The 19878-nt window shown below is 49.2% G+C and carries 17 protein-coding genes; 11 read left to right on the top strand and 6 right to left on the bottom strand.

Annotated elements, in window-relative coordinates; translation table 11 throughout:
* Window positions 1–271: 271 nt before the first annotated feature.
* Together EQP46_RS02935 and EQP46_RS02930 are read right to left on the bottom strand one after the other, a co-directional pair.
* The gene (locus EQP46_RS02935; RefSeq protein WP_129492233.1) at window positions 272–2071 is read right to left on the bottom strand and encodes an amidohydrolase; all 1800 of its coding nucleotides are present in this window, start codon (window positions 2069–2071) and stop codon (window positions 272–274) included.
* 79 nt (window positions 2072–2150) lie between these two features.
* A complete protein-coding gene (locus EQP46_RS02930) occupies window positions 2151–3164 on the bottom strand; it encodes an adenosine deaminase (protein WP_129492232.1) in 1014 nt (337 codons plus the stop codon).
* 409 nt (window positions 3165–3573) lie between these two features.
* On the opposite strand from EQP46_RS02930, the gene EQP46_RS02925 reads away from it, so the two are divergent.
* The gene (locus EQP46_RS02925) at window positions 3574–4044 is read left to right on the top strand and encodes a phosphatase PAP2 family protein (protein ID WP_129492231.1); all 471 of its coding nucleotides are present in this window, start codon (window positions 3574–3576) and stop codon (window positions 4042–4044) included.
* Window positions 4045–4192: 148 nt separating this feature from the next.
* Here the strand turns inward: EQP46_RS02925 and EQP46_RS02920 are convergent, their stop codons facing one another.
* Window positions 4193–6022: a response regulator gene (locus tag EQP46_RS02920; RefSeq protein WP_129492230.1), complete on the bottom strand. Its 1830-nt coding sequence runs from the start codon at window positions 6020–6022 to the stop codon at window positions 4193–4195.
* A gap of 186 nt (window positions 6023–6208) precedes the next feature.
* On the bottom strand, window positions 6209–7102 hold the full coding sequence (locus EQP46_RS02915) for a helix-turn-helix domain-containing protein (RefSeq protein ID WP_129492229.1): 894 nt from the start codon (window positions 7100–7102) through the stop codon (window positions 6209–6211).
* A gap of 123 nt (window positions 7103–7225) precedes the next feature.
* Here EQP46_RS02915 and EQP46_RS02910 point away from each other — a divergent pair, with 123 nt between their 5' ends.
* The 8 genes from EQP46_RS02910 to EQP46_RS02875 all read left to right on the top strand — a co-directional run bounded on the left by EQP46_RS02910 (window position 7226) and on the right by EQP46_RS02875 (window position 14547).
* Window positions 7226–8302 carry a 4-oxalomesaconate tautomerase gene (locus EQP46_RS02910; protein ID WP_129492228.1) on the top strand — a complete coding sequence of 359 codons (1077 nt, stop codon included), beginning with the start codon at window positions 7226–7228 and terminating at the stop codon, window positions 8300–8302.
* A 100-nt stretch (window positions 8303–8402) separates the two neighbouring features.
* Window positions 8403–9275 (top strand): amidohydrolase family protein, encoded by an 873-nt coding sequence (locus EQP46_RS02905; RefSeq protein ID WP_129492227.1) that lies wholly within the window; start codon window positions 8403–8405, stop codon window positions 9273–9275.
* 10 nt (window positions 9276–9285) lie between these two features.
* On the top strand, window positions 9286–9996 hold the full coding sequence (locus tag EQP46_RS02900; protein ID WP_129492226.1) for a 4-carboxy-4-hydroxy-2-oxoadipate aldolase/oxaloacetate decarboxylase: 711 nt from the start codon (window positions 9286–9288) through the stop codon (window positions 9994–9996).
* Window positions 9993–11042: an amidohydrolase family protein gene (locus tag EQP46_RS02895; protein WP_129492225.1), complete on the top strand. Its 1050-nt coding sequence runs from the start codon at window positions 9993–9995 to the stop codon at window positions 11040–11042. The genes EQP46_RS02900 and EQP46_RS02895 overlap by 4 nt, the downstream gene beginning before the upstream one ends.
* A gap of 21 nt (window positions 11043–11063) precedes the next feature.
* Entirely contained in the window at window positions 11064–11561 is a 498-nt protein-coding gene (gene ligA, locus EQP46_RS02890) for a protocatechuate 4,5-dioxygenase subunit alpha (protein ID WP_129492224.1), read from the top strand.
* Window positions 11554–12447, top strand: a complete 894-nt coding sequence (locus EQP46_RS02885; RefSeq protein WP_129492223.1) for a class III extradiol dioxygenase subunit beta — start codon at window positions 11554–11556, stop codon at window positions 12445–12447. Before ligA ends, EQP46_RS02885 begins: the two co-directional genes overlap by 8 nt.
* A 17-nt stretch (window positions 12448–12464) precedes the next feature.
* Window positions 12465–13406 (top strand): Gfo/Idh/MocA family oxidoreductase, encoded by a 942-nt coding sequence (locus EQP46_RS02880; RefSeq protein ID WP_074928746.1) that lies wholly within the window; start codon window positions 12465–12467, stop codon window positions 13404–13406.
* 130 nt (window positions 13407–13536) lie between these two features.
* Window positions 13537–14547 (top strand): aldo/keto reductase, encoded by a 1011-nt coding sequence (locus EQP46_RS02875; protein ID WP_129492222.1) that lies wholly within the window; start codon window positions 13537–13539, stop codon window positions 14545–14547.
* Window positions 14548–14625: 78 nt separating this feature from the next.
* Here EQP46_RS02875 and EQP46_RS02870 read toward each other — a convergent pair whose 3' ends face one another.
* Entirely contained in the window at window positions 14626–15846 is a 1221-nt protein-coding gene (locus tag EQP46_RS02870) for an NRAMP family divalent metal transporter (RefSeq protein WP_129492221.1), read from the bottom strand.
* A 401-nt stretch (window positions 15847–16247) separates the two neighbouring features.
* On the opposite strand from EQP46_RS02870, the gene EQP46_RS02865 reads away from it, so the two are divergent.
* A complete protein-coding gene (locus tag EQP46_RS02865) occupies window positions 16248–16742 on the top strand; it encodes a DUF2867 domain-containing protein (RefSeq protein ID WP_129492220.1) in 495 nt (164 codons plus the stop codon).
* A gap of 44 nt (window positions 16743–16786) precedes the next feature.
* Here EQP46_RS02865 and EQP46_RS02860 read toward each other — a convergent pair whose 3' ends face one another.
* On the bottom strand, window positions 16787–18424 hold the full coding sequence (locus tag EQP46_RS02860; RefSeq protein WP_129492219.1) for an MFS transporter: 1638 nt from the start codon (window positions 18422–18424) through the stop codon (window positions 16787–16789).
* 436 nt (window positions 18425–18860) lie between these two features.
* Here EQP46_RS02860 and EQP46_RS02855 point away from each other — a divergent pair, with 436 nt between their 5' ends.
* Entirely contained in the window at window positions 18861–19298 is a 438-nt protein-coding gene (locus EQP46_RS02855) for a GNAT family N-acetyltransferase (RefSeq protein WP_129492218.1), read from the top strand.
* The last annotated feature ends 580 nt before the right edge of the window (window positions 19299–19878 follow it).

Here is a 19878-nt window from a genome sequence, read left to right as displayed (position 1 = left end):
GCGGGTGTAAAGCACAGCCTTTGGTTACAAAAATATTCATTTTAAATGATTAAAATTGCTAACTAAGAAGCGAGGAACTAGAGGCGAGATTAGAGGTACGAGGAGCGAGAACGAGCAAAAGCTTAAGAGCTAGAGAAAAACGAGTTTCTAGCGTTAGGTCGTAGCTATCTACTCTAGTTTCTAGTTTCTAGTTTCTAATCTCGTCTCTCGTCTCTCTTATCTAGTATCTAGTACCTCGTCCCTCAAATCTCTCTGTCTCGCCCCTCTGCTCTTAATGCTTATGCGGAATCAGCCCCGCAATCATCATAGTGTGTGCTGCGAGTGCCTGACATTTCTTCGATGCGGCGCAGCTTCTGTCGGCGGTGTCGGGTTGTTGTGCATAAATCACTTTACCGTCTTTAATGGTGCTTAACACTGTGATGTCGGCGAGCTCGAGAGGATTAATCTCAAGCGGGTCGTCGGAGAGCAGCACTAAGTCAGCAACTTTGCCCACTTCAATCGAGCCTTTGGTGGCTTCTTCGAAATGTTGATACGCCGCCCAGAGGGTTTGGGCTTTGAGTGCCGTCATGGCGTTAACGCGTTGGTCTTTGCCTAATACGCGCCCGCTGCGTGTGATGCGGTTGACGGTGGCGGAGTAAACGCGCATCGAATCTGGGAAGGCGACAGGCGCATCGTGGTGCGAGGTGAAGATCATGTCTCTGTCCATTGCCCAGCCTGTGGGAGAGATATTCTCAGCGCGTGCATCGCCAAGCACTGATTGCGCATGCCAATCGCCCCAATAGAAGGTGTGCATGGGGAAGAATGACGGAATGATGTTGAGTTCTTTGAATGACTGCACTTGGTCTTCACGGGCGGTTTGTGCATGAATTGCCACAAAGCGTCGTTCGCCTGCACCGTAGGTTTTTGTCGCCTTCTCGACGGCATGAATGTACTGATCAATGGCCGCATCCCCATTCACATGGGTGAGCATCTGCCAGTGGTTTTCCATCGCCATTGCCACGTATTTATCGGCCTCTTCATCCGACATGATGGGGTAGCCCTTATATTGCGCGTTCTGGCCTTGAGGCGGCACAAGGTAGGGCTTGGTAAGCCATGCGGTTTTGCCTTGTGGTGAGCCGTCTAGCGTGAGCTTCACGCCACCGACGCGAAAGCCGTTCTTGTAGCCGTCACCGTAATAGGGCGCTTTCATGGTCTCGGTGCCGAGTTGGATATCCACATAGGCCACCACATCAAGCAGAAGCTTTTCTTTTTGCGCAATGTCGTACATGGCCAGCACGCTGTCTGTCATGGTGCGGCCTTCTTGTGCAGTGGTGTAGCCATATTTTGAGTAGAGCTTCATGCCCGCTTGGAACAGGAGTTCGTTTTCTTCAGGGCTGATTTGCGTGAACAGCGGAATGAGCGCGCCGAAAAACGCGGATTCTTCCAATACACCGCTCGGTTCTTCACTGTCTGGCAGGCGGCGAATTTGTCCGCCTGGTGGGTTTTTACTTTTGGCTGTAAAGCCAAGCATGTCGAGCGCTTTGCTGTTCAACACGCCTAGGTGACCCGATTGGTGGATGATCATTATGGGCACGTCGGTTGAAACGGCATCCAAATCGTAGCGGGTAGGGTGCATCTGCTTTTTAAGCTGTGAATCGTCATAGCCAAAGCCAATGATGAACCCCTGCTCTTTGTTGACGGGTTTGTCTGCCCACTGACGCAGGGCATTTTGCAAGGTTGGAATATCCGTAACGGGGCCATCGGGTGGCGACAGCAAATTCGCAGAAACAGCTTGAAGGCCTGTGTTCATAACGTGGCCGTGGGCATCAATGAAGCCCGGCACCATGGTGAGGCCTTTTAAATCGACCATTTTGGTGCGGTCTGATGCCAATTGCAGCACATCTTCGTCACTACCAACGCCCAAGATTTTCCCATCAAGAATGGCCACGGCTTCCGCGGAAGGCTGTGCATCATTCACGGTAATGACATTGGCATTGCGATAGATGGTGTCGGCGTAAAATTGAAGTGGGCTTTCTGCCCATGCGGCTTGAGAAGCGATAAGAGCTGCAAGGGTAAGTAGTTGCGCTTTCATGAGTGTTCCTCTGAAATGAATAAAGCGGGGCAATCCCCGCTTTATTGTTGTGCTGATACGATTCGTTTGGGCATATAACTCAGTGTATGCCGTGCTTCGCCCAAAAGTCGTCCAGATTTTGAATCAGAATCTTACGCTCATCCTCCGTTAAAAACGATGCCTCAATAGCATTTCTGGTGAATTGGGTAAGTTGTTCTTTTGACGGTGAAAGTGCGGCGTTTAACGCAAGGAAATTGTCGTTCATGTATCCGCCAAAGAACGCGGGATCGTCCGAATTGACCGTCACGCATAGCCCTTCATCTAAAAGGGTGAGGATATTGTGATCTTCCATGTTGTCGAACACGCGTAACTTGGTGTTAGAGAGCGGGCAGACAGTCAGTGGCATGCGAGTGCGCGCCAGTTCTTGTACAAGCTCGGGGTCTTGCACACATTGCACACCATGGTCGATACGATTGACATGCAAAAGACGGATGGCATCCCAAATGTTGCTGGCTGGGCCTTCTTCGCCAGCATGGGCGACGGCGTTTAATCCGAGTGCACGTGCCTCCGCAAAAACGCGTGCGAATTTCTCAGGCGGATGCCCAACCTCTGACGAATCTAACCCCACACCCACAAGGCGATGAAGGTGAGGCTTGGCTTGCTCTAGTGTCTCAAATGCGGCCTCTTCTGATAGGTGGCGAAGGAAGCACATGATCAGTTTGCTGGTGATGCCGAGCTCTTTTTCGCCCTGTCGCAAGGCGTGATAAATGCCATTGATGGCAGTATCGAACGCAATACCACGGTCAGTGTGTGTTTGTGGGTCGAAGAAGATTTCAGTGTGCATGACGTTGTCGGCTTTACAACGCATCAAATACGCCCATGTCAGATCGAAGAAGTCTCGCTCCGTGATCAGCACATTAGCGCCTTGGTAGTAGATATCTAGAAAAGATTGAAGGTTATGGAAATGGTAAGCCGCGCGCGCTTCTTCCACATTGGCGTAGGGCAGGGCAATGCCGTTACGTTCCGCCAATTCGAACATCAACTCCGGCTCTAACGAGCCTTCGATGTGAAGGTGCAGCTCTACTTTTGGTAAGTGTCGGATAAAGTCTTCCATAAGATTCTCCCTTACACGTTTTGTATGTGTGAAGCATTCACATTGCCAACGAAATATGACAGTTGGCGCGGTGACGATGATTTCTCCCGTTTCGATGCTGTAGAAGAGGGGGTTTATGACTGTCTTGGACAGTATTGGTTGATGAGAAGACAAGAAAGCGCACATTCCGTATGCACTCCACTATAAAAAAGCTAGTGGTTACTGACCGTTCGGTCAACTTACAAGTCTGTCTTGTCTTTCACTGTGTGCGTTATCATCCAAAATCACACGGATGCTTAACGAGGGCATTTTCCCGCTTTCAGCAGGATGTGGCGCAATATTTACTTACACTCTATAGGGATACTCACAGAGAGAGTCTGACATACTCAGGGTTGCTTCTTTATTGCACAAAGGATGAACCCAAACACCGATGACGATTCTCTACCCTGCTTTATTGCTGATTACCTTGTGGGTGTGCATTTTTGTTCACTATTCCAGTTCGTTTAACTGGCAAATGGTGAGTGATGTCGGTGTTTATGGTTTGGTGGCAACCGCCGTTGTGTTTCCTGTTTTGCAGGGCGAATGGGGCGACTTTAAGTTCGCGGGATACATCATCGTGATCGCGTCGGGCATTGGTTTGCTCGGTAAAATGCTCATCGATGCCAAGCGCCCAGATAAAAGTGGCAACGATAGTTTCCCTTCAAACCACACCGCCAACGCCTTTGCTGCCTCGACCGTGCTCGCCATGAGCTACGGCTGGATCATCGGATTGCTGTCTTATGGTATGGCAATGCTGGTGGGATTAGGGCGAGTGAAAGCCCTTAAGCATCATTGGCGAGATGTCATCGTCGGCTTATGCGTCGGTCTTTCGACCGCAGTTTTCGCCGTCGCTTGGCTTTAGGAGCGAGAGCGCGAGATTCGAGATTCGAGATTCGAGAAAGAGCGAAAAGCATAAAGAGAGAAAACGAGAATGGGGAGTTGCTCTACTCTCGCGTTCTCGTTATCTCGCAATCTCGCAATCTCAAATCTGCTCTTCCTCGCCCCTGCTCTTAAGCATCAAACGCCAAATGCTTCCGTCCTGACCAATTCGAAATCACATCAATCATGCGCTTTTTGCTCACCGGCTTGGCGAGGAAATCATCCATACCGACGCGTTTACACTTCTCTTTATCTTGATCGCTGACATTGGCGGTCATGGCAAGGATGGGCAGGGTGCGTCCGTGCTCGTTGAGGGTTCTTATCACTTCACACGCTTCAAATCCGTCCATTTCTGGCATTTGTAAATCCATCAGCACCATCTCGTATTGTTCCTTACTGATGGCTTCAATCGCTTCACGGCCATTATTGGCGGTAACGACGTTAAAGCCTGAACGTTCCAACATGGTACGTGCGACGAGTTGGTTGGCTGGGTTGTCTTCCACGAGCAAAATACGGGTTTCACGCACTGGGCGGTATGGCTGACGCGCTTCATATACTGTGGCCGATTCTTCGGGGTAATGCATTTGGCATGGCAAGTGGATGGTAAATTCACTGCCAACCTCCACTTTACTGCTCAGGCTCATTTTCCCGCCGAGCAATTCGACCAGTTTGCTTGAGATTGCCAGCCCCATGCCGACACCGCCATATTTGCGCGAGAAGGTGGCATCTTTTTGTGTAAAGGGTTCAAAAATGACCGACTGATAGGCCTCTTCAATCCCGATACCTGAATCCCTGACTTGAATGAACACGCCTTTTGGAAACGCGTGGGACATGACCAATTCAACCTCACCTTCTTTGGTGAATTTAAGGGCATTCCCCACTAGATTGGTGAGCACCTGAGACAATTTCCCTTTGTCTGTGTTGGCAAGAAAGCGGTGGTTCAGTTCATCGTCAAAGGTGAGGGTAATGCCTTTCTCTTTAGCGGTGGTTTCGAACAAGGCCAGTACACTTTTACCCAGTTCACTGATATCGAATTCCGTTTCTTCGAGCTTGAGTGCACCCACATCGATTTTTGAGTAATCAAGAATGTCGTTGAGCTGGCTTAGTAACAAGTTCGCGGCATCGTCGGCCATTTCCGTCAAGGTTTCACAATGAGCAGGGAGTTTTTCTTCTTTGAGGATATCGAGTGCACCCATGATGGCATTCATAGGGGTGCGAATTTCATGGCTCATGGTCGCAATAAACTGGGATTTAGCGATGTTGGCAGACACCGCGGCTTCTCGAGCTTGGTCCAGCTCGATTTCGCGATCTTCTTGGCGCTTCATGTGTCTCGCGAGCATGGAGACGCTGTTGTCTAATCGGCTCAGTTCGTCTTGTCCCTTACTGAGCTTTGTATCTTCGTGGGCGAGTGACAGCAAGCGCTGGTTGATGCGAGAAATGGGCGAGATGATCAGCACTTGGGAGAGTAAATAGATCAGGCCTGCTAGCGACAACAAGGTGGCGGCGGTGTACATGCGCATTTTCTCTACGTGCATGTTTATTTCTTGCAGCATCTGTTTTTTGCTCAGGGAAATGCGCATAGAGCCGACATGTTCGCTGTTGTGCTGCACATTGTTGGTGAAGTTCAATGCCATGGGGTTGTCATCATGCGGGCGATCGCCCCATTGCCCCACTTCTAGCCCGTTGTTGTTGAGAATGGAGACATAGCAAAGGTCGGGGTAGTGCACCGCAAGTTGTTCGAGTTTTTCATTCAAGAACCCACTCTTTTGGGCAATGACATCACCCGAAAAAGTAGTAGCCAGTGCAGAGAAGTGCGATTTGATTTGGTTATCGAGTTGCTGTTCAAGGTAGCGCTTTTCGAATGAACGAATGGCTTCACCCGCCACGTAGCTCAGGCCTGCGGTCAATAACAGTACTAAGGTGACGTATTTGAACCAAAGCGGTAAACGTAAAATTGCCATCAGCTATCTCCCACAATAACAACGATGAGGTGGTGTCATTGTGAAATCGCATTTCTCAATTTGAGAGTGATTATGCATCACGTTGTCGCAAACTGACGCGATTTCACGGGGTTATCGACACGGTTTCATCCGGTAGGAGTACTTATGCATGGAGCTTGCCAAGTTGTTTTAGGCGAGAGAAACGGGTTACTTCTGCGGTTGAACCTGCTCCCTGAGCAACTGTTGCTGGAATTGTTTGGGGGCTTGTCCGACATGGCGAGTAAAGAAGCGGGAGAAATAGCCAGGGTCTTTGAAGCCTAACTGATAGCCAATCTCTTTCGATGACAGTTGGGTGAAAATAAGCAGGCGTTTGGCTTCATCCACAATGCGTCCGTGAATGATTTCGAGGGCTTGTTGGTCGGCGCTACGCTGACAAGTGCGGTTGAGTTGGCCTTGGCTTAACCCTAACGCGGTGGCGTATTCGTTAACACTCCAATGCTGGTGGTAGTGCTGCTCAACCAGTGCAGTGAATTTCTCAAACAGGGCGGTTTTTGCGTCAGAGGGTTGAGCAGGTTCGCGGTGTTGTATTTGTCGGCTCAATAGCACGAACACAATTTTCAGGTATGCGCCGATCATGGACGCTTGTCCTGCCTCTCTGCCTTGGTATTCCGCTAACAAACGCTCGCCCAATGCTTTCAATTCAACAATGTGTCTGCCTTCTGTTATTGGGATCACGAGGGGTTCACGCAGCACGGATGAGAGCGCCTGACGCTCGGATTCGTTAAACAAGCTCAAAATGAAAGGTTGGGATATCGACAGAATAAACCCTGTTACCCCTGGTTGATGAACGAATCCGTGAACTTCCCTTGCGGGGATGGAGAGCACACAGCCACCTTGGTATTCCTCGCTACTTTCTCGGATTTGTGCGGTCATCGAACCGGACTCGAGGATCATCAATTGGTGAAGATCATCATGCCTGTGCGGATGAATTTCCCAGTTGTGTTTTGGCAGCGACTGCTCAAGCCGTGCGATATGCATGTAATCCGGTGAGCTTTCAGGCAGTTCCTCGCCGTAAAGGAAATAATGGGGGATGTTCGACATCACACTCGCGCTTCAAAAATCTGGAATGTTAAAAATGTACAACAAAATGTAAAAAAGTTGAATTTATTGCGAGTCACATCATGACTATTCTGATCTTAATTCTCATGCGAAGGTCAGGAAGACATGGTTTCGATCCCTTATATGCAGCTCAGAGGCGGAAGCTCCAAAGGCATTTATTTCCTTGCAAGTGATTTGCCGGAAGACGTTGATGCGAGAGACCAAGCCATTCTCGATGCTGTTGGTCGTGATGCACGCCAAATTGATGGTTTAGGGGGCGCAAACCCGTTAACGAGTAAAGTGGCGGTCGTCTCGCCTTCAACGGATGCTGACTGCGATGTGGATTATTTGTTCGTTCAAGTCGTGGTGGGCGAAAACCGCGTGGATACCACACCCAATTGCGGGAATATTTTGGCGGGTGTGGGTGCCTTTGCCATTGAATCTGGCCTTGTTGAAGCGACCCATCCAAAAACCATGGTGCGTGTGCTGATGACCAATAGCGGCAATCGCTGTGATTTGGAAATCGAAACACCCAACGGTGACGTGAAATACGACGGCGATGCTGCGATCGATGGCGTGCCCGGTACCGCCTCTCCGGTGATTTGTCACTACCAAGACATTGCAGGCTCGATCACTGGCGCCTTGCTTCCCACGGGCAATACCCGCGATACATTTGAAGGCCTAGACGGTCATTACGAAGTGACCTGCATTGATAACGGCATGCCGGTTGTGGTGATGCGTGCCGAAGATTTTGGCGTAACAGGCTACGAAAGCGCCGATGCGTTGAATAACGACGCCGAACTGAAAGCGCGTATTGAAGCCGTGCGTTTAAAAGCAGGCGTGGCGATGAACCTTGGCGATGTGACTGACAAGGTTGTGCCAAAAATGTGCCTGATTGCTGCGCCTGTTGAGGGCGGCAATGTCTCTTCCCGTACCTTTATCCCTCATGTTTGCCACTCTGCCATTGGCGTGTTGGGCGCGGTGTCCGTTGCGACGGCATGTGCGTTATCCGGCTCGGTCGCAGAAGGGATTGCCTCCATCCCGGACGGCTTGGTGAAAACCTTGTCCGTTGAACACCCTTCAGGGGAATTCTCCATGACGTTGACGTTCGACCAATCTGGCGCAGTGCAGAGTGCCGGGTTGGTCAGAACGGCGCGTTTGCTCGCGAAGGGCGAGCTTTATTTGCCCAAGAAACCTTCATAGCAACACAGAAACCTCTGTAGAAACACGAGAAAACACCAATAACGATAGCCAAATACGAATAACGATACGCAGCCACTAAAGGCTGCGCAGGAGTCACGGAATGACCAAACCAAGTTGTATGCCACCTGATAACGACACGCGCACACCGCGATTTGTGGCACCTGCGAATGCGTGCGATGCCCATTGCCATGTGTTCGGCCCTCATGCGCAATTTCCATATGCGGATACCGCGACGTATTGGCCGCCTGATGCCGGTAAAGATGCACTCAAACGTGTGCATGACAAGCTGGGTATTTCCCGTGCTGTGTTGGTGCAAGCGAGCTGCCATGGCCGTGATAACCGCGCCATGATGGATGCGATCGCGACCAGTAACGGCGCTTACCGTGGCGTGTGCATGGCTGACGATACGTTTACCGATAATGATTTTCAGGATCTTCATGAAGGCGGCGTTCGCGGTATTCGCTTCAACTTCGTGACCCACCTTGGCGGCGCGCCCAACCTTGACATGATGGAAAGGGTATTGAAGCGTGTGAAGCCGTTTGGTTGGCATTTGGTGATTCACGTTAATGCAGAAGACATCATTCGCTACGAAGACTTCTTCAACCGTTTCGATATGGACATCGTGGTTGACCACATGGGCCGAGTGCCGACATCAGAAGGGGTGGGCCAAAAAGCGTATCAAATCCTGCTTGATTTTATGCAGCGTGATAACTGGTGGGTGAAGGTGTGTGGTTCTGAACGCATCGCTATCGCGCCGCCTTTTTACGATGCAGTGCCATACGCGCAAGGACTGGTGGAGGTTGCGCCTGACCGCATCCTTTGGGGAACCGATTACCCCCATCCGAACATCAAAAAACACATGCCAAATGATGCAGATTTACTGGATCTTGTGCCTTTGATTGCGCGTGATGAAGCCACGCAAAAGAAGATTTTGGTCGACAACCCAGCACGCCTTTACGGTTTTGACGAGTAAGGAAAGCAGTATGTCTATGAGAACAATCCAAGGCGTCGCCGTTCGACACATTGAGCGTGCTGACAAGGCAGTATTGGAAGGGCTCGCCGAATGCGGAAGCGCCACCGTGCATGAAGCGCAGGCGCGCACGGGCAACTTGAACCATAACTTGCGTCCTATTTATTCTGGCGCACAAATCGCAGGCAGTGCCGTGACGGTATTGGCTCAGCCTGGCGACAACTGGATGGTGCATGTGGCCATTGAGCTTTGCCAACCGGGCGATGTGTTGGTGATTGCGACCACCTCGCCGTGTACTGACGGCTATTTCGGTGACTTGCTGGCAACGTCTGCCCAAGCACGCGGCGTGCAAGGGCTGATCATTGATGCCGGCGTACGTGACACGAAAGACCTTACAGAAATGAGTTTCCCTGTTTGGTCAAAAGCGGTGTCTATCAAAGGCACGGTGAAGGCGACATTAGGGTCGGTAAACGTGCCCGTTGTTTGTGGCGATCAACCCATTTACGCGGGTGATGTGATTGTTGCGGATGATGATGGCGTCTGCGTTGTGCCAAAAGACCAGGCTGAAACGGTATTAGCAGCAGCGAAAGCGCGTGCGGCATTGGAAGAAGAAAAAAGACAGAAACTCGCCACCGGCATTTTGGGGTTAGACATGTACAACATGCGTCCGAAGTTGGAAGAAGCGGGTTTTCGCTATGTAGATAAATTGGAGGATTTGGAATGAGCACGGATACGCTAATTATTGATTGTCATGGTCACTACACAACGGCGCCGAATGAGTTAGGGGAATACCGTGATCAGCAAAAAGCCGAGCTGGCGACCGATCCTCTGTTCGATCATGTAAAAGGCGTGGTGAACATCTCGGATGATCAAATCCGCGAGAGCCTTGAAGGTGCGCAGTTGAAGCTGCAAAACGAGCGTGGTACGGACGTGACTATCTTTTCGCCGCGTGCAAGCTGGATGGGTCACCACATCGGCAACCAAACCACGAGTAAGTACTGGACAGAGCATTGTAATGAGCTGATTCACCGCATTGCAGAGCTTTACCCTCAAAACTTCATCGGTGCGGCGCAATTGCCACAATCACCCGAGGCAGATTTAACCGCGAGTGCTGCCGAGCTTGAGCGCTGCGTGAAAGAGTTTGGCTTTGTGGGCTGTAACTTGAGCCCGGATCCATCAGGTGGCTATTGGACTGCACCGCCATTGGATGACAAATACTACTACCCGGTTTATGAAAAAATGTGTGAATTGGATGTCCCTGCGATGATCCATGTGAGTGGTTGTTGCCACCCTTGTTTTCACACCACAGGCTCACACTATTTGGGTGCTGATACTACCGCGTTCCAACAGTTGATGATGTCGAAAACCTTGTTTAAAGATTTCCCTGAGTTGAAGTTCATCATTCCTCACGGTGGTGGCGCAGTGCCTTACCATTGGGGACGCTTCCGAGGTTTGTGCGACATGATGGGCTTACCGCCACTGAACGACATCATGGGCAACAACATCTTCTTTGATACCTGTGTGTACCACCAAGAAGGTATCGATTTACTGCTCGAAGTGGTGCCTAAAGACAACATTTTGTTTGCATCTGAAATGATTGGTGCTGTGCGTGGTATCGACCCGCAAACGGGCAATTTCTTCGATGACACAAAGCGCTACATTGATGGTTCATCATTGAGTGACGAGGACAAAGCCAAGATCTTCAATGGCAATACGCGTCAGGTGTTCTCTCGATTAGATGCCAGACTAAAAGAAGTCGGATTGATTTAAGCGTTATTTAAGGAGTGAATAATGCGCGAAAAAAGAGATTATGACGACATTCCGGGCACCTATGTGTTTGATGGACAGGCATCGCGTCAAGGCTATCACTTAAACATGTTTTGCATGTCGCTCAACAAAGGTGAAAACCGTGATGTGTTTCGCCAGGATGAAGCCGCATACCTTGATAAATACCCGATGACAGCCGCGCAGCGTGAGGCCGTATTGACGCGAGACTGGCTTGGCATGTTGCGTTTAGGTGGCAATATTTATTACACCTTCAAGCTGGCCATTTTTGATGGCATGACCATGCAACACGCGGGCGCAGCGATGTCGGGCAACGACATGACCGTTGATGATTTTCGAGACATGATGCTCGCGGGCGGTCGCGGTATCGACGGGAATCGGAGTAAGCAGGAATGGGCAGAGTACTATTCCAAGCCAGAAAACCGTGCGCACTATCAAGGCGATGCGAACAGCGATGTTGCTCGCCGTGCGGCCAACAAGAACAAGGATGATGCGAATGGGTAAAATAGTCGGCGGTATTGGTACGTCTCATATTCCGTCAATCGGTGCGGCTATGGATAACGGCACCATGTATGACCCCGCGCACAGCGACTATTGGCAGCGCTTTGTTAACGGTATTCAGCCTGTACGAGAATGGATGGAAACCGTGAAACCTGATGTATGCCTGATAGTGTATAACGATCATGCGTCTGCTTTTTCGCTGGAATCTGTGGCGACGTTTTCCATTGGTGTGGCGCCGACGTTTAACCCGGCTGACGAGGGCTATGGCCCCCGCCAAGTACCGGCATGTGAAGGTAACAGCGAGTTAGCGTGGCACATTGCAGAATCGCTGGTGCTTGATGAATTCGACATGACTATCGTGAGTGACATGGATGTGGATCATGGTCTGACCGTGCCACTGTCTGTGGCTTACGGGCAGCCTAAAGCATGGCCTTGCCAAGTGATCCCACTGGCGGTGAATGTGGTGCAATACCCGCAACCTACGGGGAATCGATGTTTTAATCTTGGAAAAGCTATCCGTAAAGCGGTGGAATCTTTCCCTGAAGAGACGAAAGTGGCGATTTTTGGCACAGGTGGTTTATCGCACCAGCTTCAAGGTGAGCGCGCAGGATTGATCAACACCGAGTATGACTGCCATTGGTTAGACATGATGGTGAATGATCCTGATGCAGCAAAGGCGGTGTCTCACACCGAGTATTTGCGTGAAGCAGGCTCAGAAGGCATCGAAGCGATCATGTGGCTTGTGATGCGCGGCGCGATGGATGAGAAGGTGGATGAAGTCTATCGATTCACCCATGCACCTGTGTCGAATTCCCACTATGGGTTAACCGTTTTAGAGAATGCCAGTGACAGGGTCACGGAAGGCACACTTACGTTCAAGGCAGACTGAGGCTCAAGGAGCAGAGAATGAAAATCATCATGGTGGGAGAGGGTGCATTCGGTCACAAGCACTTGGACGCACTAAAAAACATAGACGATGTGGAGGTTGTGTCGATCGCGGGTGGTGTAGAAGAAAGCACCCGTGCGACCGCAGAGAAGTATGGCATCACGCACTGGACGTTGGACTTACAGGAAGCGCTGGCACAGCCGGGTGTTGAGGCGGCAATTATTACGTCGCCGACACCTATACATGCCCGACAAGCCATCGAAGTGATGCAAGCGGGCAAGCACGTCATGGTTGAAATCCCGATGGCGGATTCACTGGACGATGCAGAAAGCATTGTTCGCGTACAGAAAGAAACGGGCAAGGTTGCCATGGCGGGACACACACGCCGTTTTAACCCTAGCCACCAGTACCTCAACAAAAAATTCCGTGCCGGTGAGTTGAAGCTTCAACAACTTGATGTGCAGACCTATTTCTTCCGCAGACAAAACCTTAATGCATTGGGTGAGCCACGCAGTTGGACCGATCATTTGCTTTGGCACCATGCATGTCACACGGTGGATTTGTTTGCTTACCAAACGGGTGAAGAAATCGTGCAGGTTCAAGGTATGCAAGGGCCTAAACACCCTGAGCTAGGCATTGCCATGGACATGAGCATTGGCTTGAAAACCGCCTCTGGCGCGCTGTGTACCCTGTCGTTGTCGTTCAATAACGATGGCCCGTTAGGTACCTTCTTCCGCTATATCTGTGATAACGGTACTTACATTGCGCGTTATGATGATCTGGTGGATGGGCGTGAAAACCCTATCGACGTGAGCAAGGTCGATGTGTCGATGAATGGCATCGAGCTTCAAGATCGTGAGTTTATCGCGGCTATCCGCGAAGGTCGTGAACCGAACGCCAGTGTGAATCAAGCCCTCGCAGCAATGAAAGTCTTGGATCAAATTGAGAAAGTGCTTATTTAAAACGCTGTCTCTTGATGCGGATTCCCGATAGCACACTCAGTTCGACACGCAGTGTATTAACCCTCCCTTAAACGCGGAGGGTTGTTTTGTTTAAAGCACACTCGTTATGCATAACACGGAAAAATACAACATGGATAAGCGCAAAATTGGTTCGCTACAGGTTTCCCCCATTGGTTTAGGCTGCATGAGTATGTCTCACGGCTATGGTCCTGCAGACGAGCCAACGTCAATCAAGCTGCTCAATGAAGCGCTAGACGTGGGCTATGACTTCCTTGATACCGCCACCATGTATGGCGGCGGTAAGAACGAAGAACTGCTAGCAAAAGCGCTCAAACCCCGCCGACAAGAATATGTGCTTGCCAGTAAATGCGCGCTGTTCAAAAAAGAAGGTAAACCCACCATTGATGGCCGCCCAGAGACAATTCGCCAGCAATGTGAAGCGAGTTTACAACGCCTACAAACCGACGTTATCGACCTGTATTACCTGCACCGATTAGATCCGAATGTGCCGATTGAGGAGAGTGTCGGTGCTTTGGCTGACCTTGTGAAAGCCGGTAAAATCCGTGAAGTTGGGTTGTCAGAAATATCGAGCGACACACTGCGTCGTGCGAATGCGGTACATCCGATTGCGGCAGTGCAATCTGAGTACTCTTTGTGGTCTCGTTTGCCTGAAATTCAGATGCTGAAAACCTGCGAAGATCTGGGAACGACCTTTGTGGCGTTTTCGCCATTGGCACGCCAGTTTTTAACTGGAAAAGCCAAAGATGCCACGCATTACGGTGACGGTGACATTCGCACCAACAATTCACGGCCGCGTTTTGAGCCTGAAGCGTTTGCCAAAAACATTCAACTGCTCGAACCGCTCAAAGACATCGCCGCACAGTTGTCTTGCACCACAGGGCAACTTGGGTTGGCGTGGTTAATGGCGCAAGCGGATAGCCAAGGTAACAAGACCTTGGTGTCGATTCCGGGTACCAAACACATTGAATATATGCGTGAAAACATTGCTGCCTCGAACATTGCGTTGAGTGACAGCCTGCGTGATGAAATCGGTGCCTTGCTGCATGAAGACATGGTGATCGGTGCGCGGTATGCACAAGGGCAGATGAAAGTGATGGATTCGGAGCGCGACCGCGACTAGCCTTTTTCGTCATTGCGGACACAGAAAGAAAGCAGAAAGCCGTCGTTGTCGACGGCTTTCTGGTGTTTAGCGGTCAGGTTAACTCACAAACTTGCTCACGAAGTTACCAATGTTGCTGAAACTTGCAGCGGCCATGATAACAACAATCAACGCGCCCGAGAGGGTGAGGTATAGTGGGTGTTTGTAGTTGCCGACGATGTCTTTGCGGCGGGTGGCAGCAAGCACAAAGGCAAGCACCACTGGCAGAATAATGCTGTTCACCAAGCCTGCCAGCATGAGCAACAGAATTGGCATGTTCATCATCACGGTGCCCACACTCGTCAGGATAATGAAGCCAACACACCATGCTTTTTCGTTACGCGCGACCACTGGGAACAGTGTCTTAATCAGCGAAATCGCCATGTAGGAGTTGCCAACAACCGACGTGATGGAGGCAACAAACAACACCAAACCGAAGATGAAGTAACCGACTTCGCCCGCGCCTTGGCGGAACGCATCAGCGGCTGGGTTTTTAGCATCAAGCGTAGCACCCGTTGCGATAACACCGAACACGGCGAGGAACAGTAGGATGCGAATCACCACCGCAATGGAAATACCCGCCCATGCTGCCGTTTTGATGGTCTCAACGTTTTCTTTGCCTTGTAGACCAATATCCACCAAGCGTTGTGCGCCCGTGTAGTAACCACCCACAGCGCCACCCACGATGGTTAGGGTTGGCAGTAGAAGGTTACCAATGTCAGCAGGCATGACGGCGGCAGTCAGTGTTTCGCCCATTGGTGGCAAACTCGTCATGGCGACGTAGGCAATCAGCACAATCATGAACAGGCCCAGATAGCGCGCCATCTGATCCATGCGTTTTGAAGCGTTATGTACCACAAACAGCAAGCAACCAATCACGCCCGTGAACAATGCACCCCATGTGGTATCCACACCTGTCAGAACATTGATGCCTAGCGCAGAACCGCTCACGTTACCGAAGTTGAAGGCAACAGCGCCAAGGGCAAGTAAAATCCCGATGAAGTAGCCCGCACCTGGGGCGATTTTGTTGGCGATGTCTTGAATGCGAAGGCCAGATACACCCACGATGCGCCAAAGGTTCATCACAATACCGAAGGTGATAAACATTGATGCGAAGACTGGGAAGGCCATGTCCATCTTGTAGATGTTGGTGAATACGGCAGTTTGCGTAAGAAATCCTGGGCCAACGGATGTTGTAGCCATAAGGAAGGCGACGCTAAGAATGGCTTTGCTTTGCCAAGACGTTGTAGGGGTGTTTTGAGTAATCGTTTGCGTGGTCATGCCGAATCCAAAAAGTGTTGTCTCTCTCTTTATAAAAAAAGAAAAACAACTGACCGGGATCAGCTGACGTTTGGCGGGTAACTTGTTGAAAAGACTCACCGTTGCGGCTTGTCTTTTTGCTGGGAGCGGATACTAAAGACTCACTAAAAGTAAGTCAATCATTAAGTCAGGAAAAACTGAATGTTTTAATGCCATTGCGTACGAGTGAAGGGTTTTTTGATGATGTAACACGTCCACATTGTTCGACAGTGTTTATGAGAAGTGGTCAAGGTTTCTGCCAAGTGCGGTGAATATGCAAGCGATTGAGCAGCTTTTGCTATTGAATCTGGACATGGCAATTCGTAAGGTCAAAACAGCAGAAAATTTTATGACTTTCGATTTCAACTTTTGAGGAAGTGCCAATGGATGGAATACCTAACCACATCATGCTCAAGCAATACAGTCAAGACGCGACGTTTTCTGATAATCATGTGCGAGAGATCCCTTATAACGGGGAGACGGCGATGGACGTGTATTTGCAGTTAATGAATAGCACGCCAGGATGGGTTGACGCGTTGATGCGGTTGCGAAATCGCATTGCATCCTCGCTCGGTTTAAAGCACTTGGGTAATTTTGAGGATTTTTCTCCCGCGAAAAAGGATTACAACGTTGGGGATCGCGTGGGGATTTTCACCATGATTTACCGCTCGCCCGTTGAAGTCATCATGGAAGACCGAGATAAGCACCTTGATGTGAAAGTCTCCTTCCATATCACCCCAAATGGAAACCGTGCCACGGTCACAGCAAGCACCGTTGTGCATGTGAAAAACCGTCTTGGCAAGGTGTACATGTTTTTCGTCGGTCCAGCCCACAAGCTGATTGTGCCTGCGACATTGAACAAGTTACCTAAAATCTAGGACGAATAGACCTTCGTTAAATATCTTTGTTTTGGCACGTTCGATCAGTTGTTCGGCTGTGCCTTTGACGTATCGATGTCATTGCTTTCTTCAAGCTTTGTTTTGATTTCATCAATCAAATCCATGATGGCGGAGGCTTCATCGGCTGAAGCGCCATCTAACAAGGCTTCTTGGATCAGTGTGTTGATGCGTTCCTTCCTCAATATGAACAAATCGTGAAGGGAGTAAGCCACTTCGAGTCGACGTTTCGGAAATTGTTCTATCAAGTGACGCAGAATTTCTCCGGAACGTTTCGGATAGGCCAAGACGATGTTTTTCGCGACGTCATTTGCGTTCAACGCAGAACCTTGCAACGCCAATTTGATCAGCAAGCCGGGGTCTGACGGGTTTTGCCCGAGCGCAGCAATCAAAAGTTTTAACTCTGGGTTGGTGGTGTTGGTGTCTTTAAAATCGAGCATCGGATCGAGTTCAGATGCACCTGGAATAGGCTGAACATTGACCTTGAACGGCGTGGTTGCTGGCAATGTTTCGGTTCGGACAAACAGTTTCCTGAACATCAAAAACGTGAACACAAAAATGTGTACTGTGATGATGTAGTAGTACAGCCAAACCACGCTGAAGGCGTTCATCAACTGACTGGCAATAATAGGCCCAATGACACCGCCTGTGCCGAGTAAGATCTGCATGGTGCTGGTGGCGGGCATCGCTTCTTTCGCGTCAATATGGTCGAACACCTGTGTGACGGCGAGTGGGAACAAGGCCACACCAGACCCGCCTGATATCCAGAACAAGACGGCGAGGAGCTCTATGGGGTAGGGGTAGAAGTTATCCAACACGATGAGGCTATTACTGATGATCCCCATGACCATTAGTCCTGATGCGACGACGCGTTTGTCAAAGCGATCAGCGAGCCAACCTGTTGGAAACTGCGTGAGTAGCCCGCCCATTTGGTAAGAGCCCAAAATCAGTGAAAGCCAGATGCCCGAAATTTCTTTGTCATAGGCGTACAGCGAAATCAGCGACACGCTGGCGGCGTTGATTAATCCCGCACAGAAACAAGAAAGGGTGCCGGATGGCGAATATCGCCAAAGTTGTTTGAGTGAAAGCGGTGCGCTTTTTGCGGGGAGTTCAGGGGCGGGCAATCGGCTCATCGACATGATGATGAGTGAAAAGCACAAGAACACAGAGATTAGGCCGAACAACCTTGGGTCGCTTTCGCTAAAAATACTGAATAAAAAGGGTGCTGTACCAAAGCCAACGGCGAAGCAAATTTGATACGTGGCATAAACACGGCCACGGTTGCTCCGGTCACTTAGAACGTTTAGCCAGCTCTCCAACGTGATAAAGCTCGTGACATAACAAAATCCCGCAATCATTCGCAGGCCACCCGTTAACCAGATATTGCTGGTGTAACTGTGGATGACGGAAACAATGGAAATTGTCGCCGCCATGGAGGCAAAGGCACGAATATGACCCGCCCGAAGTACTGCTCGCGATCCAAAAAGCCCCGCACAGATGGCGCCAACCGCAAACATACTCATTGCTAGACCGATGTTTGAGGTTTCATACCCCGTCTCTTTCATGCGTATTGGCAGCATGACGAAAAAGAGGTTATGGCTGATCGCGAACCCAAAAATGGTAAACAGGATGGGTCTGATCCTGACAAAAATACTCGTATTCATATCCGTATGTTTCGAGGTTAGATTGGCGATAGCTGAGGATATCCAACGTTCGCACTAAAAATGATGAATCGTGCTACTCTGCGGCTTAGAAGAGTAAAATGGTACTTTGGCGCTGTTTTCATTAATAGAGAACGCAGGGACGCGAAAATACAGATTTTAAGGTGTTATGATACCACCTAACGTCCTTAATATTGTGAGGGTCTTAGGACGTCTATACGCGCCTCTCGACACTCTGACATGATTCTTATTACTGCAAAATAACCGATGTTACTGATAGAACTAATATTAGGGTCTTTTCAGTATTTACGTTGAAAATATGCGGAAAAAAATCAAGGAATGTGCGTTGGTCGCTCAATATAGAGAGCGCATCATAAAACGCTGATATTTCAACACAACGACTTGTGAGTGCGTTGTAACCTTTATGGAGCAATATGTTATGGACAACATAAGGATCAGTACCCAGTTTGACGATTTTGATATCAATACCATTCATGAAGTGCTTTCGAACAGTTATTGGTCAAAAGACATTCCTAAAGAGATACTGGTGAGAGGCATACGGAACTCGCTGTGTTTTGCGGCACTGACTGCGGAAAGTGAGCAAGTGGGGTTTGCTCGTATGATCACTGATCGTGCCACGTTCGCATATTTGGCCGATGTGTTTGTGGTTGAGGCTTACCAAGGGAAGGGGATCAGTCGAAGGATTTTGGAAAGTATTTCAGCACACCCCGAATTACAGGGGCTACGAAGAGTCATGCTAGCAACGAAAGATGCCCATGGTTTATATGAGAAATATGGTTTTGAGAGTGTTGAAAATCCAGAAATACTTATGCAGATTTGGAACCCCGATATTTATAAAAAAATCCTCGATAATTAATTTTTATTTTAGTTTATTATTTTAATGTATTGTGATGTGGGTTTTCTTATTTTTATTGAGGTTTGAATGACATAGAGTCTCAGAAGCCTTTAAATAATTTGAAAGAAAATAATGTAAATATTGGTCATCTTTAGATGTGTTTGAACAAACAATGGTTCTGTGGAAAGTTGACCTTTGCGCGCAAATTACTATCGTGGTTGCATATTGGAATTTGCTGCACCTCCCTCCTGCCCCTTAAAGAACGAGGCTGTTGGCCTGATGTGATGATCTAGCGCACATATTTTCTTTTTACGTATAAACCTCGGTATTTGCTTTATGTGAATGGCTATGCGTTTGATGTTTAAATATGCTGTTGAAAACGACACGCTGTTGTTGTTCTTATATTTATGTGTTTTAATAATTATATTGAAAATTTGAATTTCACGATGAAATTTAAATTTGTCGCTTTTTATATCTCTCTAAGAATATGTCTCTTCATCAAGCCGGAAATACCTTATATGACTCATTTATATCTTAAGTGAGGAAGTGTGACTCTCTGCCAATATATTTGAATTTCATTCGATTGATTTCTGGAACATTA

The organism is Enterovibrio baiacu, from assembly GCF_004120195.1.
GTDB lineage: Bacteria > Pseudomonadota > Gammaproteobacteria > Enterobacterales > Vibrionaceae > Enterovibrio > Enterovibrio baiacui.
Note: the sequence above shows the minus strand (reverse complement) of the source record. Positions and strands in the feature narration are given on the sequence as shown.